General features: G+C 71.1%; 17 protein-coding genes and 2 pseudogenes. 4 read left to right on the forward strand and 15 right to left on the reverse strand.

The window, feature by feature from the left end; all coding sequences use genetic code 11:
• The 3 genes and pseudogenes from ACJOT3_RS24295 to ACJOT3_RS24305 form a co-directional block, all read left to right on the forward strand.
• Positions 1–425: pseudogene (locus ACJOT3_RS24295) on the forward strand (NF041680 family putative transposase); the annotation flags it as partial.
• A 57-nt stretch (positions 426–482) separates the two neighbouring features.
• Complete coding sequence (locus ACJOT3_RS24300) at positions 483–848, forward strand: hypothetical protein (RefSeq protein WP_406975412.1); 366 nt, start codon at positions 483–485, stop codon at positions 846–848.
• Positions 845–1,141 (forward strand): hypothetical protein, encoded by a 297-nt coding sequence (locus ACJOT3_RS24305; protein WP_406975413.1) that lies wholly within the window; start codon positions 845–847, stop codon positions 1,139–1,141. The genes ACJOT3_RS24300 and ACJOT3_RS24305 overlap by 4 nt, the downstream gene beginning before the upstream one ends.
• Before the next feature lie 155 nt (positions 1,142–1,296).
• Here the strand turns inward: ACJOT3_RS24305 and ACJOT3_RS24310 are convergent, their stop codons facing one another.
• The 13 genes from ACJOT3_RS24310 to ACJOT3_RS24370 all read right to left on the reverse strand — a co-directional run bounded on the left by ACJOT3_RS24310 (position 1,297) and on the right by ACJOT3_RS24370 (position 10,101).
• Positions 1,297–1,440 carry a hypothetical protein gene (locus ACJOT3_RS24310; RefSeq protein ID WP_406975414.1) on the reverse strand — a complete coding sequence of 48 codons (144 nt, stop codon included), beginning with the start codon at positions 1,438–1,440 and terminating at the stop codon, positions 1,297–1,299.
• Positions 1,437–1,829, reverse strand: coding sequence for a hypothetical protein (locus tag ACJOT3_RS24315; RefSeq protein WP_406975415.1), 393 nt, complete (start codon positions 1,827–1,829; stop codon positions 1,437–1,439). Before ACJOT3_RS24315 ends, ACJOT3_RS24310 begins: the two co-directional genes overlap by 4 nt.
• A 124-nt stretch (positions 1,830–1,953) precedes the next feature.
• Positions 1,954–3,168: a helix-turn-helix domain-containing protein gene (locus ACJOT3_RS24320; RefSeq protein WP_406975416.1), complete on the reverse strand. Its 1,215-nt coding sequence runs from the start codon at positions 3,166–3,168 to the stop codon at positions 1,954–1,956.
• 132 nt (positions 3,169–3,300) lie between these two features.
• Entirely contained in the window at positions 3,301–3,438 is a 138-nt protein-coding gene (locus ACJOT3_RS24325) for a hypothetical protein (protein WP_406975417.1), read from the reverse strand.
• Between the two features lie 80 nt (positions 3,439–3,518).
• On the reverse strand, positions 3,519–4,220 hold the full coding sequence (locus tag ACJOT3_RS24330) for a hypothetical protein (RefSeq protein ID WP_406975418.1): 702 nt from the start codon (positions 4,218–4,220) through the stop codon (positions 3,519–3,521).
• A gap of 267 nt (positions 4,221–4,487) precedes the next feature.
• A complete protein-coding gene (locus tag ACJOT3_RS24335; protein WP_406975419.1) occupies positions 4,488–6,458 on the reverse strand; it encodes an FtsK/SpoIIIE domain-containing protein in 1,971 nt (656 codons plus the stop codon).
• A 122-nt stretch (positions 6,459–6,580) separates the two neighbouring features.
• Positions 6,581–6,841 carry a helix-turn-helix domain-containing protein gene (locus ACJOT3_RS24340; protein ID WP_406975420.1) on the reverse strand — a complete coding sequence of 87 codons (261 nt, stop codon included), beginning with the start codon at positions 6,839–6,841 and terminating at the stop codon, positions 6,581–6,583.
• Between the two features lie 271 nt (positions 6,842–7,112).
• Entirely contained in the window at positions 7,113–8,003 is an 891-nt protein-coding gene (locus ACJOT3_RS24345; protein WP_406975421.1) for a hypothetical protein, read from the reverse strand.
• Complete coding sequence (locus ACJOT3_RS24350) at positions 7,996–8,247, reverse strand: hypothetical protein (RefSeq protein ID WP_406975422.1); 252 nt, start codon at positions 8,245–8,247, stop codon at positions 7,996–7,998. The genes ACJOT3_RS24345 and ACJOT3_RS24350 overlap by 8 nt, the downstream gene beginning before the upstream one ends.
• On the reverse strand, positions 8,244–8,447 hold the full coding sequence (locus ACJOT3_RS24355; RefSeq protein WP_406975423.1) for a hypothetical protein: 204 nt from the start codon (positions 8,445–8,447) through the stop codon (positions 8,244–8,246). Before ACJOT3_RS24355 ends, ACJOT3_RS24350 begins: the two co-directional genes overlap by 4 nt.
• Positions 8,444–8,686: a hypothetical protein gene (locus ACJOT3_RS24360; RefSeq protein ID WP_406975424.1), complete on the reverse strand. Its 243-nt coding sequence runs from the start codon at positions 8,684–8,686 to the stop codon at positions 8,444–8,446. The genes ACJOT3_RS24355 and ACJOT3_RS24360 overlap by 4 nt, the downstream gene beginning before the upstream one ends.
• 120 nt (positions 8,687–8,806) lie before the next feature.
• On the reverse strand, positions 8,807–9,358 hold the full coding sequence (locus ACJOT3_RS24365; protein ID WP_406975425.1) for a hypothetical protein: 552 nt from the start codon (positions 9,356–9,358) through the stop codon (positions 8,807–8,809).
• Positions 9,359–9,441: 83 nt separating this feature from the next.
• A complete protein-coding gene (locus tag ACJOT3_RS24370) occupies positions 9,442–10,101 on the reverse strand; it encodes a hypothetical protein (RefSeq protein WP_406975426.1) in 660 nt (219 codons plus the stop codon).
• 443 nt (positions 10,102–10,544) lie between these two features.
• Here ACJOT3_RS24370 and ACJOT3_RS24375 point away from each other — a divergent pair, with 443 nt between their 5' ends.
• Positions 10,545–10,691 carry a hypothetical protein gene (locus ACJOT3_RS24375; protein ID WP_306369816.1) on the forward strand — a complete coding sequence of 49 codons (147 nt, stop codon included), beginning with the start codon at positions 10,545–10,547 and terminating at the stop codon, positions 10,689–10,691.
• Here the strand turns inward: ACJOT3_RS24375 and ACJOT3_RS24380 are convergent.
• Together ACJOT3_RS24380 and ACJOT3_RS24385 are read right to left on the reverse strand one after the other, a co-directional pair.
• Positions 10,643–12,997 (reverse strand): SulP family inorganic anion transporter, encoded by a 2,355-nt coding sequence (locus ACJOT3_RS24380; RefSeq protein ID WP_406975427.1) that lies wholly within the window; start codon positions 12,995–12,997, stop codon positions 10,643–10,645. The two genes, ACJOT3_RS24375 and ACJOT3_RS24380, sit on opposite strands and share 49 nt — an antisense overlap.
• Positions 12,998–13,347: 350 nt before the next feature.
• A pseudogene (locus ACJOT3_RS24385) lies at positions 13,348–13,980 on the reverse strand (hypothetical protein); the annotation flags it as partial.

Raw genomic sequence — 13,980 nt, forward strand, 5'->3', positions numbered from 1 at the left:
AGGTGGACCTGATCTGGCGGGCGTTCCTGCGCCGGTTCGATCTGGAGCACACTTTCCGGCTGTTCAAGCAGACCCTGGGCTGGACCGCCCCGCGGGTGCGCTCGCCCGAGGCCGCCGATCGGTGGACGTGGTTGGTGATCGCCGCGCACGCCCAGCTGCGGCTGGCCCGTCCGGTCGCGGAGGACCTGCGCCGCCCGTGGGAGCGGGCGGCCCGGCCGGGCCGTCTGTCCCCGGCCCGGGTGCGGCGCGGGTTTCGCCACCTCCGGCCGAGGGTGACCTGTCCGGCGGGTGCGCCCAAACCCTCCCGGCCCGGTCCCGGGCGGCCTCCCGGGATGAAGAACCACGGGCCCGCGCCCCGGCATGAGGTCGGCAAAACCGTCAAACGCGCCGCGACCCTGGCAGAACACAAGAACCAGACAGGTTAAATCTCAAGCTAAGAGCTTCCTCGCTTACCAGCTCACATGACCCTTGGAGGTCTTTCCATGGCACCAAAGAACACCTTGGCGGCTCCGAAAGGCTCGGGCCCGTCGGGACGAAAGCTTTGGCAGTCGGTCGTGGGTGACTACGATCTCGACTCCCACGAGGAGTTGCTGCTTGTGCAGGCCGTCCGGTGCGTCGACCGCCTCGACGAGATGGCCGAGGCCCTGGCCGATGCTCCGCTGACGGTGGCAAACCGATACGGCGACGAGGTACCACACCCGCTTCTGGTGGAGTCGCGTCAGCAGTCGTTGGTCCTTGCCCGCTTGCTGGCGTCCTTGCGCCTGCCCAGCGGGGACGAGGAGGATGTGCGCCGGCCGCAGCGGCGTGGCGCTGCCCGGGGCTCCTACGGGCCCAGGAGGATCGCGTGAAGCGCAAGAAGGGACGCTTGGCGTCGATGGGCGACCTTCCCGAGCAACTGCGTCCTGGGGGGTGGCGCCACTTCATTCCCCGTGACCTCGGAGAGTCAGATACCTGGGCTCGGTACCTGGCGTTGCGGGAGCAGAAGGCCGCGACGAAGCAGTGGTGCGCTTCTCAGGGTGTCGACTACTACAAGGACTATCTGCCGCTCGTTCGCCCGGAGTGGTATGGCCTGTCACGCCGCGGCTCGCTACTTCGGGTTAGGGAGGAAGCGGAGGTGTTCAGGGGTGGCTCAGGGGAGTAGTGAGACCCCCGCCCCACTGCTGGGGCGGGGGCGTGCCCGGCACTCCCTGTCGGCCGGGCGGCGGCGCCTCCCCTCCCCAGGTGTCGGCCAGGGTGGGGCGCCGCATTCTTGTCCCACACGCCCGGCAGGACGGGTCGGGCGCGCGGGAGTCTGCGTCAGTCCCCGAACGCCCATCCGAGCCCGGGGAGGATGGTGCCGATGCCGCGCGGGCCGCGGACGATCGGCTCCGGCCGCTTCGGCTTCTCGTCGCCGTCCTGCGGGTCCTGGGGGTCGTCGGGGATGGTGGTGTCCTCGCTCACCGGTTCCCCTCCCCGCCCGTCACCGGCTGGTTTCCCCACCTCTGCGGGTTGCACATCCGGGCCTCCAACGCCGCGGGCGTCTCCTCCATCAGGGTCGGCTCGACACCGTCGACGAGGGCGGTCGCCATCCAGTACCGGGGCGTCCGCCACACCTTCCACCGGCCGGTGTGCTCCGCCTGGAGGCGCGCGAGTTCCTGCGCTTCGAGCTTGACCAGGAGGCCGGCGGGCGAGTCGGCCGACAGCGTGGTCTCCCCGCGGGTGGCCTGCCACGGCCCGTGCCGGTGGCCGCCCCGGCAGATGTTCCAGTCGGGGTAGTCGGCCGCGATGGTCTCGATCGCGGACGGATGCCCGTGCAGGGCCGCGCGTTCCGGAGCGCGCTGGTCGGTCATCATCGCTCACCTCGGGGAAGTCGTGGTGAGAACGACGCTACGGACCGTGTGACCAGCACTACAGACACCCAGCGTGGTAGTTCCGAACCCACCTGGCTTGGCGACTACCACGCACAGCGGAGGTTCAGCGGGCGAACAGGGCAGCGAGCTTGCGCTGATCGGACGTCAGTGACCGCTTGCGGCGCCCCCGCACCTCGGCGAAGGTCTCCTCCGCCAATCGCTGATGCGACAACCACTGCGGGGACGTGCGCATCAGCCCCGCCAACACGTCCGTGGCCTCGTGGTCGTGACGCATCCGGGCGTGCGCCTTGGCCACATCCAGCATGTGCCGGTTCCAGTTGTCGGAGGTCGACTTCCCTGGGGTGAGCGGTTCGGACAGGGTGAGCACCCGGTCGGGCCGGTCAGCGATCACCTCGTTCTCGATCGCCTTCAACTCCACCGTGGTCGGCCCGAAGGACACCCACCCGCGCAACCGGTGGGTCACCTCGGTCCCCAACGCGGTGCCGGCGGTACGAGCCAGGGTGATCGCCTCCCGGGCCTCCTCGGGCCGGTTGTTGCGGGCCGCGGCGGCGGACGCGCGCAGGAGTAGCCAACCCCACGCGGCGAGTTCCTCGCCGGTGGCCTTGCTGATGCGCGGCTCCACCTGGTCGGCCGTATCGGTAGACAGCTCCTCCGCTTCATCGAGGCGGCCCTGCCGGAGCAGCACCCATGCCTGCCCGATGATCGACGCGGCGGCGTTGAGCCGGTCCCCCGCAGCGGCGGCATCGCGCACAGCGTCGGTGAGCGCCATGTGCGCCAGGTCGTAGGCACGCACCTGAGTCAGGTAGCGGCCAGCGAGCTGGAGGATCTCCGACCGCACCCGACGCGCTTCCGCTTCCTGGGGGGTGTGCGTGTAGTGGGCGACCGCAGCATGGGCGGAGGTGACCAGCTCTGGCACCAGGACGGCCATGTCCCGGTACCGGTCGGAGTGGTAGGAGCGGGCGAACCCTTCGGCCGCAGCACGCAGCGCGGTCAGGTCGGGTTCTTCCTCGGGGAGCGCGGCGCGTCCGTCCAACCCGACGGGCGGGGAGATGGCACGGCGCATCGCCAGCAGGGACACCTTGTTGTCGTCGCCGTGGTCTTGGCGGCGGGCGGGTTGTCCGGCGATGAGGCGACCGGTGGTGACGCCGAGGGAACGGGCGAGCCGGTGGTAGGTCTCCATGGACCCGGTGCCGCCCTGCTCGATCTTGCGGAGGGTGTTGACGTGGAGTCCAGCGGCTTCTGCGAGTCCTTCTTGTGTGAGGGCGCGTTGTGCGCGGAGGTCTCGTAGGGTGTCGCCGATCGAGATATCCTCGGGCATGTGGGCCCCGCCTTTCCCTGTTGCGTCGCTGCTTTCAGGGTAGGGCGGGGCTTTCGTGCTGTCAGGGGTGTGCCCAGGTCGCAACGCAGAACGACCCCCGAACGGTGTCCGGGGGTCGTAGAGCAGTCGAAGCTACTGGTCGATGAGGTCCAAGGACCCGTCGGCATAGCGCACCCGCATGTACCACTGACCAGCCATGTTGACGCCTTCCTCGACGACCTCGTGCGGCGGCAGGGAGGACAGGGGAACGCCGTCCGCGAGAAGCATCATCCCCTGGCAGGCCATGCACGGACCGTCGTGGTTGGCCTTCTGGTCATAGTTCTGCTCCTGGCAGCGCTCACAGAACGCCATCAGATGTCCCGCCAGACGACAGTGCTCTCGGTGGTCTCACCGAGTTCCCGGGCTGCCATCGCGCGGATGTCGGCGGGGATCTCGGCATCCCTGAGGGCGTCGTAGTCGTCGAGCTGGGGTGCCCAGCCGTCGTTGCAGTGCGCGGAGTACACCGCGATCCGTCCTCGTTCGGTGAGAGCCACACCCCAGTAGGCGCCCGCGTCGTACCCCTTCTCACTCGTTCGGGTGTCGTCCCGGTCGGGGGTGACCAGCCATCGGCCACGGAACCCCACGGTCAGGGCCGGGTCGCCGACCTCCACGGTGATCTTTTCGGCATTGCGCGCCGGGTCCGCCAGAGCTGCGGCGACCTTCTCGCGGGCCCACTTGATCATCGCGAGGGAGTCTCCCAGGTCGCCGGGCGTGAACTCGTCTTCCACGATGAAGGTGCCGCCGGGGTCGTCCTTGTCCATGTAGTTCAGAGTCCAGCCGCGTCCGTGGGCGGCGTGCCGACCGTATTCCAGGAGGGGGCGGCCGTCGTGCGTGATGGAGGCGTCTTCCCCCGTCTCATAGGCGACCTGGATGTCCTTTGGGTTGGGCAGGTAGTTCCGGAGGGCGTCAGCAACGACCTGAGAGGTGCTGACCCCTGCGGCCTTGCTGGCCTTGTCGGCGCGTTCCCAGATGGGGAGGTCTTCGTCGCGGATGTAGAGCGTCTTGTTCGGCATGCCGCCTCCAATTGGTTTCTATGTACACGCTCAATGTATGTGGTCTATACGTAGAAAGCAAGTAGGTGGGCGGTGCGTTCTTCTTGGCCCCGCATGCGAACGGCCCCCAGGGTGCGCCTGGAGGCCGTACAGAACCCACCTCTTTAACCGGTCTAGATCCCCTAGATTGCAGGTCACAGAGGATCTAAGAACCTAGACAGGGGGTCTAGATCCTAGAGTCTGGAACCCTAGGACTAGACCCCCGCTAGAGGCTCCGGTAGACCCGGCTCAGGCCCGGTCAAGAGCCTCCTGCACACGCTCCCGCTTGTACCCATTCCGGTTCTTACCGCCGATGTCCAACTGCCCCGGGAACAACCCGAGCCCCTTCACCGCGTCCGCCAGGCGGGCCGCATCCCACCCCGCGTACTCCGGCGACGCCGCCGCCAGGCACGCCAACAGGTCGGCGGTGTGCGCCCCCTTCGGGTGACCCATCGCGTCCAACATCGCGGTCAACAGCCGGATCTCGGGGCGGTCCTCCGACGCTGGGAGCGTCCCTGCTTCCTTCCGCAACTGGTAGGCGCGGTTCGCGAGCGCCTGGAGCTCACCCTTCGCCGGATCGATGAACGCCGCCCGGGTCTGCACAGGGCTGGAGCCCTCGGCGAGCAGGTACCCGGCGCCGCGCTGGTCCGGCTCGAACAGCGCCGCCGAGTAGCCGCGGCCCGCCCACCCCGCGCCGAGGACCGTGTCCGACGCGGCGGGGGTAGTGCACCGCAGCGCCCACCGAATGCTGAGGATGTCCCGCAAACGGCTCGGCACGACCTCGGCCGCCGGCCGCTGGGTCACCACCCCGGTGATGATCCCGGCCGCCCGCCCCCGGCCGACGATGTCCGCGACCAGGATCATGATGCGCTCGTTGACCTTCTTGTCCGGACCCGCAGTCCAGTACTGCACTTCATCGACGTGCACGACGATCGGGTGAAGCCCGAACTTCACGGCGATGTCCTCGGTGATCTTCGGGACGCCGAGCTTGCGCAGCAGCGCGTACCGGCGGTCCATCTCCTGCTGGACTTCCTCCAGGAACGGCACCATCGCCTCAGGGACACGCTCGGTGAGAACGCCGGCGGCCATGTTCTCCCAGACCATGAGGTCGAATCCGAACTTGCCGTCGGCCAGGTAGACGCGCACGTTCGGGTCCAGGAAGAAGAACGCCAACACGTTGTTCGAGGCCACCGACTTGCCGCCGCCCGGTTCCCCGCCGATCAGGTAGGAGCGTTCGATCATGGAGAACACCACGGCGCGACCGCGCACGTCGTGGCCGGCGAACAGCTTGTCGCTCCACACGTTGACCTGCGGGTCGCGGGACAGGGTCAGCGGGTTGACGACCCGTTCGCCCTGCATCGGGTCCTCGTCGGCCACCCACACCTTGACCCGCCCGTTGTGGCCCTTCACGGGGTCCAACGCGACCTGCACCTCATCGACACCGATCGCGGCGGCGAGTTCGCCGCGGCGCTTGGCAGCGGCCTTGTAGGTGGTGCCCGGGGGGAGTTCCACGGTGGTCTCCCAGGCGTCGCCGGTGCGGGCGACGGGGCCGACGATGCGCACGTCCTCGGTGCGGCGGGCGAGTCGGGCGGACACGAACACGCGCTTGACCTCCTTGCCGGAGGGGGACGCGCCAAGGGAGCCATGTCCGGCTTCGGCGGTCAGGGTGGTGGTGCGGCGCCGCTCGAACGCGCCGGCGACGGTCAGCACGAGGAGGACGGGCACGATGACGGCGCCGGGGCCGACGAGGAACCAAGCAGCCACACCCCCGCCGACCAGGGTTCCCGCGGCAACTCCGGTGATCTGGCGGCGGACCTTCCGGGTGTTCAGCACCAGTTCGGGTTTCGTGGCGAGGTGCTGGTCAAGCTCGGCTGCGGTCATCCACCGCCAGAGAGCTCCGGCGCCGCGGGCGAGCCCGACGGGTCCGTGGACGAGTTCGTGTTTGAGGACTGCGGCGGCGATCCGGTCGGGCCTTTTGACCAGGTCTCCGGCTTTGTGGACGGTGGTGGGGATGATCGGGTTGGGCTTGAGGGTGGGGCGGCGGGCGACCTCGGTCGCCGGGGTGGCAGTGCCGACCTGGTCCTGCTCTTGGGTGTCGGTGTTCGTCTCGGGGGTGGGGGTGATCTCCGCGCTGGTGCGGCGGCGGGTGGGGAAGCGGATGACCTCGCCGCCGATCTCGACAAGGCGGGGGCCTTCATCTTTGGGGTTGTGGACTGTCATGCTGGTGTGGCCTCTCGTGAGGTGGCGGCCCGCCCGGTTCCTGGAAGTTCGGGGCGGGCCGCCTTTATGGGCGGTCGTGGGTGAGCGCTGCAACTGGGTTCAGTGGTCGTTGGGGTCGGGCATCACTCCTCCCCGTCCGCTTCGGCCTCGATGGTGCGCTTGTGCCGGTACACGGTGGACTCCCCCAGACCGAGCGCCTCCGCGATCTGGGAGGCGGTGTGGTCGGGGTGCGCTGCCATGTGTTCGGCGATCCGGTAGCGGGTGCGCAGCCCGGCCAGGCGGCGGCCTTCCACTGCGGGGATGACCTTCTCGGTGGACTCCCTGTCGTCGCTGTCGGGAAGGCCGTCAAATCCCTGCTCGGCGTCGATTTGGTGGCCTCCCACACCGCTCTCCGGAACGGTGTCTACCGGGGCCTCAGGAGTATTGTGAGAGCCGCCTGTCACATCGCGGGAACCCGCGTGGCGGACACCCTCCCGGGACGATGCGGTGCTCTCCCCCGCGCCCCGTGTGAGAGCGCGCGCAGCGCCTCCTCCCGCGGCGGCGGCGAGCGCTTCGTTGCGCATCCGCGTGCGGGTGGCGGCGGCCCGGTCGCGGTCCCGCCAGCTCTCCAACTGAGCGACCGCGGCGGCGCCTTCAGCGAGTACCCGGGCACGCTCACGGGCGTGGGAAGCGCACTCCACGGGCAGCAGGACGGCGCCGGGGGGGCGGGGTGAGGTAGTTGCCCACCCGGGGGCCGCCGACGCGCACACGCACCCCAGGGGACACGGAAACCCACCGCGGTACCTGAGAGGTCATTGGCACGGTCGCCGAAGCGCGGGGCTGTACCGGGCGGGTGGCGGTTCCGGGGGTGTCGCCCACGTCGGCGTCGGCGATCGCGGCGAGGATCCGTTCGACGACCACCGACACCAGCGCCACCCCGAGCGGGGCGAAGATCGCACCGACACCGGATCCGATTAAGCACATGATCACGGAGGATGCCAGGGCGCCGCGTTCGATCCAGGTGACGACCGGGGGCAGTACCGCGCCGTTGCGGAGCAGCAGGGCCCGAACGATGATCACTCCGCTGACCAGGGTGATGACGGCGGGCTCGTACCCCCAGGCCGCGGCGGCGGACGCCGCCGCGTACTCGGTCATGAAGGCGTGGACGCCGGCCGTGCTCGCCGCCCCGAATCCGATGACGGCGGGTACGGCGACCCCGATCACCGCCGTTTGGATCTTGGCGAGGTTCGCGGCCTTCCTGGCCGGCGACGTGGCGAGCTGGCGCTTGCGCAGCTCCCGGTGGCCCTTGTCGTCCATGGCGGCGTCGAAGTCCACCGCCTTCTCGGCACGTCGGGCGGTGCGATGGCGGTGCCGCAGGGACGCACGCTGACGGCGGCGGAGCAGCCGGTCACGGAGCCGGGACACGTGCGGGTCGGGGGCGGTCTCGGGGTCGACCAACAGTTCCCGGTCGGCGATGGCCTGGATGCCCTGGGCGACCTTGACGGCGTCGCGGACACGGGCGACCGGGGCGGCCTCGGTGGGCGGCTCGTTGGTGGGCTCACCCATCGCTGGTCTCCTTCCCGGGGATCGGCATGTTCTCGGCGACGTGCTTGCGCAGCCAGACGGCGACCTTGACCGGGTCCCGCTGGTAGCGGCGGAGGCTGTCGATGGCGACGCGCACAGTGATGCTCCGGCGGACGATCAGGTCGTCCCGGGCGTCCTGGGTGCCGCAGGCGTCCCACGGCACGTCCAGCGCGTCGTGGACGGCCTCCAGCAGGGAGTACAGCCCTTCGGTGGTGTCGGCGGTCATCGTCGCCCTCCCTGGTTCGTGGTGACCGTCTGGGAGACCAGGAGTCGGCCGATCTGGTCGGCGGAGTGGTCAAGGACCAGGGCGGCCCCGGCCAGCGGCAGCGCCGCCAGCCGGAGCAGAACCACCAGCAGGCCCACGGCCAGGACGGCGAGCACGGCCAGAAGGCCGGCGCCCTGGAGTAGCTGGGTGGTGGTGGTCACCGGTGGCGCCCCTTTCCGGTGCGGGACCGGCGGGCGACGGTCTCGGGGCGGAACAGGCGCTTGGTGTTGCGGCGGATGGCGGCCCGGTGGCGGCGCCACGTGTCGGCGGCGACCAGGGCGACGTAGCCGGACGCGGCGGCGAGGATGGCGACGATGAGGACCGACGCCCCTTCGTCGACCGCCAACCCGGCGGCCAGGAGTGCGGCGAGGACGCCGCAGAACACGGAGACGTGTCGCATGATGGGTGTGTCCCTTCAGTGGGGGCGGCCCCGGGGTGTGCTGGCAGGCGTTACCCGGGACCGCCGATGTGGGGTCGGGGGCTCATCCGTACTTGCGGTTCGGGTGAGCCCTCTTCGTGGTCAGGGGGTCTTGGTGTTGGGCCACAGGGGGCTGTCGTCCTCGCGCTCCACGCGGGCGTTCAGGGAGACCAAGACGACGCCCTCGACGATGCGGGTCGTGTAGCCGGTCTCCGCGAGCACCTTCGCGGTCTTGTGCGTGTAGTCGCCGTGGACCCGTACCAGGGCGCCGGTGCGGCACCGCACCACGCTGTGGACCCGCTTGGGCTCGTACACGGCCACCTCGGCGATGGCGGTGATGTCGGCCAGGTCGACCCCGGGGGCGGGCAGCTCCTCGCCCTCGGGGTGCACGGTGAACTCACCCAGCAGGATCCGCTTGTCGCCCTGCTTGCCGTGGATGGCTCCGGTGCGCCGGTCGGGGTGGGCGTCCGCGATGACATCGCCGTCGTGGGCGAGGAACTGGCGGGCGTACCGGGCGATCTGGGTGTCGAGCGTGGAACCGGACACGTAGCTGTGGCCGCCGCTCGTCTCGACCCTCACGGTGACGGTCAGGTCCGGAACCTGGGTGTGCAGACCGATCCGAGAGAACCGGATGGTTCGGGTGTAGCTGTCCACGTGAACTCCTTCAGAGGGTGCGTTTTAGAACGGGGTCATGAGGCCGGGGCGGGGGGAGCGGGTCCCCGCCCCGGGGGGGAGGGTCACCAGCGGCAGACCAGGGAGTCCAGGTGCGGCTCCGTGACGACCTGGTGCAGGATCTCGGCGGCCGTCGCGTTCGTGGACGCCACGGGGACGATGAGGCGGCGCTCCGTTTCGGTGGTGCCGTCGCCGACCGCCGCCGCGGCGACCGAGCCCAGGCCCGAGTTGGGGTCGGCGACCGCGATCACCTCGATGTCGCCCTGGGCGTCGGTGAGCGTCGCGACCCGGGTGCGCCGCCAGGTGTTGCCGTCCTCTCCGGTGCGGGTCTCCCACACCAGGGCGGGGGCGAGGGCGGGGCGGGTGCGCAGCGCCTCGTGGGCGGCGTGGATCAGCAGCAGAGCGAGGCTGACGCCGGGGCGGGCGGTCTCGTAGGACAGGGCCCGGTAGTCGTGCTTCGGGGCCTCGAAGAGCGCCCACGTGTCGGGGATGAACGGCACGTCGCCGTGCGGGTAGAAGCGGCGGGTGACGGTCCACTCGCGGGCGCCGAGGGTGATGACGCCGGCGGGCGTGGTCTCGCAGACCGGGCCGCCGGTGGTGGCGACGCCCTGTGCGGCCAGGTGGGCGGTGACGGCGGTCAGGTCGGCGAGCAGGGCGGCGGCGCGGGCGGTGCGCGAGTCCTCGGGCTGGTCGGCGGTGGCGGGTCGGTCGTCGATGGCGGTCATGGTCTTCCCCTCCTGCGGTGCTGCTGTGGCTGAGCGGCGCGGGTCAGGCAGCGGATGCCTGGCAGAGTTCCGGCAAAGAGAGAGGGGGATGCCATCCCGTTTTCATCCCGGATCAAGCCCGGAGATGGAGGGATAAGCATGGATAAACCGAGAATGCAAAAGCGCAGGTCACACGCGGTGTGCGTGAGCCTGCGCAGGTCAGTTGCTTAACCGAGCAGAATCCGGCTTACCGGCCGACTCCCCTCCACCCGCTTCCTCCCTACCCGCCGACCGATGTCCCTCGCGTGCGGGGGGCAGGTGTGTACATCCCCGCGGTGATGGTCCGCGGGCGGGGGCACCGATAGATTGGGCGGAGCGCTCCACCCCCGCGGCCGCGGGGGCGGACACCCGCGACCGCCGGGGTCGGCGGCCGCGGGCAACGGCGTCCACGGAATGGGTGACTCTTGTTCGACTCGACCCTCTTCTGGGTGGTCCTCTTCGGCCTGCCGATCCTGGCGATCGGAGCGATCGTGCTGCTCGCCACCTACCAGGCATCGGGGGTTCAGGAGGACGGACGCGACGACGCCCCCGAGGACTCGTCCAGCGGCTGACGCCGGTCGGCCGCCGGCCGGGGCCGCGGCACCGGGTCGGCCACGTCGCGGACGCCCTGGACCGGGGTGAACTCCCCGGTCCCGGCGTCCAGCAGGTGCACCCGCGCCGTCTCCAGGTCGTAGTACATCCCGGTCAGCTCCAGCTCCCCGGACTCCACCCGTTCGCGCACCAGCGGGTGCAGCGCCAGGTGGGCGAGCTGCTGGCGGACGTTGGCCTGGGCCAGGCGGCGCAGCGCCTCCGCGGTGGGCAGCCCCGCCAGCTCCCCGGCGGGTTCCCCCGCGCGGAGCAGGCTGGCGGACCCGTGGCCGAGCCAGCGGCGCACGTGCGAGGTGTCGGCGGCGTCGGGGTCCAGGTGGGCGCCCTCCAGCAGAGCCTGCATGGCCCCGCAGTGGGAGTGCCCGCACACCACGATCGAGGGCACCCGCAGCACCGCGACCGCGTACTCGACGGCGGCGCCCACCGAGTCGTCGTCCGGGGCGTCCGGGGGCGGCACCAGGTTGCCGACGTTGCGCACCGTGAACAGGTCGCCCGGGCCGCTGGCGGTGATGAGGTTGGGCACCACCCGCGAGTCCGCGCAGGTGATGAACAGGGCGGTCGGGTTCTGCCCGTGGGACAGCCGGCTCATCACCGACCGCATCCGGTCGGCGGTGCTGGCGTGGTACTCCCGGGCCCCGGCGGCGAGCAGCCCCAGGGGGTCGACCTCCTCGGCGCCGCCGCGCATCCCCCAGGGCGCCCACCAGCGGGCCAGCCCGCGCGGGGCGGTCTTGGCGGCGGGGGCCGAACTCCTGGTGCTGCGCTCGTACCAGCGTTCGTGCACCTCGTCGATGTCGACGGAGCCGCCGGTGCGCTCGTGGTCCACACGCCAGGCGTGGATGGCCTCGAACGCGGCGTGGTCCATGAAGTCCACGTGCAGGTCCAGGTCGACGGCGGCGCCGGACGGGACGGTGCGCAGCACGTGCGCCAGCCGGGGCACCCCCAGGAACGTCAGGGACCCGTGCACGGTGATGTGGACGCGGCCGCCCCGCTCCTCGGTGGTGACGGTGAGCCGGGTCAGCCGGCGCAGGGACACCACCATGGCCAGCGCGAATCCCAGGAACACGCCTTCCAGCAGCCCCAGCAGCACCACGCCGAACAGGGTCACCAGGTACACCCCGGCCTCGTGGTGGCGGCGCAGGTCGCGCAGGTGGGCCAGGGAGACCATCTGCACGCCGATGAACACCAGCAGTGCCGCCAGCGCCGCCATCGGGATCAGCTCGACCACGTGCGCGAACAGGGCGACGAACAGCAGGATCCACACCCCGTGCAGGATGGTGGACAGCGGGCTGTGGGCCCCGGCGCGCACGTTGGCGGTGCTGCGCACGATCACCCCCGCCACCGGCAGGCCGCCCAGGGCCCCGCTGATGGTGTTGGCGGCGCCCTGTCCGCACAGTTCGCGGTCGAGCATCACGCGGCGGCCGCTGTGCAGCCGGTCCACGGCGGTCGCGGCGAGCAGCGACTCCACGCTGGCGACCATGGCGACGGTGGCCACGCCCAGGATCACGCCGTGCCACTGCCCGTCCTGGGGCAGGGTGGGCCCGTTCCAGGCGTCGGACAGGGAGTCGGGCAGGGCGACGGTCTCGACCTCCCAGCGGCCCAGGGTGGCGATGACGGTGGCGGTGCCCACGGCGACCAGGGCGGCGGGGATGAGGGCGGGCCGGAACCGGCCCAGGGCGGGCAGCCTGCCCCAGCAGAACATGATCGCGATGGTGATGACGCCGACCGCGACCGCCGGGGTGTGGTTGTGCGCGACCTGCTGGGGCAGGTCGGTGAGGTTGGCCAGGGCCGAGCTCTGCGGTGCGCCGCCGAGCACGACGTGCAGCTGGGCCAGGGCGATGGTGACGCCGACCCCGGCGAGCATGCCGTGGACGACGGCCGGTGAGACGGCCAGCGCCGCCCGGGCGATGCGGAAGGCGCCCAGGGCGAGCTGGACGAGCCCGGCCAGCAGGGTGATCAGGCAGGTGACCCGCCAGCCGTAGGTGGAGATGAGGCCGGCGACGATGATCGTCAGCCCGGCCGCGGGGCCGCTGACCTGGACGGCGGAGCCGCCGACCAGGCCGACGACGATGCCGCCGACGACGGCGGCGATGATCCCGGCGATGAGCGGTGCCCCGGAGGCGACCGCGATGCCGAGGGAGAGGGGGACGGCGACGAGGAAGACGACGAGGGAGGCGCCGACGTCGGCGGCGACGCCCCTGCGTTCGGCGCGGGGTGCGGGCCCTTGAGCGGGAGGCGGTTCGGGCGGTGTTCCCTGGGCGTCGTTGCGCAAGGTGGCTCCTGTTCTGTTCGGGCAGGCGATGCGTAGGCGCACGGGGACTTGAGGTGTCCGGACCGGGGGGTGCGCACGGCGGAGCGGCCTTCGAGATGTCTCGAAGGGTGCCGTGTCAGTCACCAACTGTAGTCAATGTGGGTGGCTCTGTGTTACGGGCTGTTGTGGTTTCGGTAACCATTTTCCCGTGTTCACACGATGCGGGCATGAATCCGGACAGAACAAAAGCCGAGGTGGCGGGGGTGAACCCGCCACCTCGGCGTTGTGAACCTCTGATCGTCCGCCGGTCCGGCCCTCAGCGCGGGCCGGGTGTCCCGATCACGTTCGGTGTCCGGCGATTCGGCGTCCGGTCACCGGAAGCGGCCGTCACCGTAGCCGTCGTCGTAGCCCCGGTGGTCCTGCTCGCGCCGGTCGTAGGGCGCGTCCCGGTAGGGGTCGGGCGTCCCGCCGCGGTGCCACTCCTCCAGCGGGCGGTAGCCGTCGTACTCCGGCTCGGCCGGGCTCTGCGGGTAGCCGCCGCCCAGGACGTCGTTGTAGCCGTCGCCCGGCCGCCCGCCGTAGGACGGGTTCTGGCCGGCGGGGGTGTAACCCGCGCCCGGGCCGCCGCGCATCGGGTCGGTGCCGGGCATGCCGCCCGGGGCGCCCGGGGCCCCTGGTGCGCCAGGTCCACCCGGTCCGAGCGGGCCGCCGTACCCGCCGCCGTAGCCGGGGCCGCCGCCCGGAGGGGTCGGCGGGCCGGGGGGCGTGTCGAACGGGTCGGGCCGCCCGGCCGGGGCCGGGCCGCCGTACCCGGACGGGGCGCCCGGAGCCGGGTTCTCGCTCCCGCCCCACAGCGGCTCGTTGCCCGAAGGGCGGGAGTGGGTGCCGCTGTCGTAGGGAGATGCGCCGGTGCCGGGGTAGGTGGGTCGGCTGTGGGTGCCGGTGTCGTATTCGGGTCGGGTGTAGGACCCGGTGTCGTAGGAGGGGCGGGTGTGGTCGCCGGT

This window comes from Nocardiopsis protaetiae (assembly GCF_045446735.1).
Taxonomy (GTDB): domain Bacteria; phylum Actinomycetota; class Actinomycetes; order Streptosporangiales; family Streptosporangiaceae; genus Nocardiopsis; species Nocardiopsis protaetiae.

Bases quoted from the DNA above. Each gene is read 5' to 3' on its own strand.
- ACJOT3_RS24350 (WP_406975422.1), bottom strand. From the start codon at position 8,247: ATGACCGCCGACACCACCGAAGGGCTGTACTCCCTGCTGGAGGCCGTC.
- ACJOT3_RS24370 (WP_406975426.1), bottom strand. From the start codon at position 10,101: ATGACCGCCATCGACGACCGACCCGCCACCGCCGACCAGCCCGAGGAC.
- ACJOT3_RS24360 (WP_406975424.1), bottom strand. From the start codon at position 8,686: ATGCGACACGTCTCCGTGTTCTGCGGCGTCCTCGCCGCACTCCTGGCC.
- ACJOT3_RS24330 (WP_406975418.1), bottom strand. From the start codon at position 4,220: ATGCCGAACAAGACGCTCTACATCCGCGACGAAGACCTCCCCATCTGG.
- ACJOT3_RS24300 (WP_406975412.1), top strand. From the start codon at position 483: ATGGCACCAAAGAACACCTTGGCGGCTCCGAAAGGCTCGGGCCCGTCG.
- ACJOT3_RS24325 (WP_406975417.1), bottom strand. From the start codon at position 3,438: ATGATGCTTCTCGCGGACGGCGTTCCCCTGTCCTCCCTGCCGCCGCAC.
- ACJOT3_RS24345 (WP_406975421.1), bottom strand. From the start codon at position 8,003: ATGGGTGAGCCCACCAACGAGCCGCCCACCGAGGCCGCCCCGGTCGCC.
- ACJOT3_RS24335 (WP_406975419.1), bottom strand. From the start codon at position 6,458: ATGACAGTCCACAACCCCAAAGATGAAGGCCCCCGCCTTGTCGAGATC.
- ACJOT3_RS24320 (WP_406975416.1), bottom strand. From the start codon at position 3,168: ATGCCCGAGGATATCTCGATCGGCGACACCCTACGAGACCTCCGCGCA.
- ACJOT3_RS24315 (WP_406975415.1), bottom strand. From the start codon at position 1,829: ATGACCGACCAGCGCGCTCCGGAACGCGCGGCCCTGCACGGGCATCCG.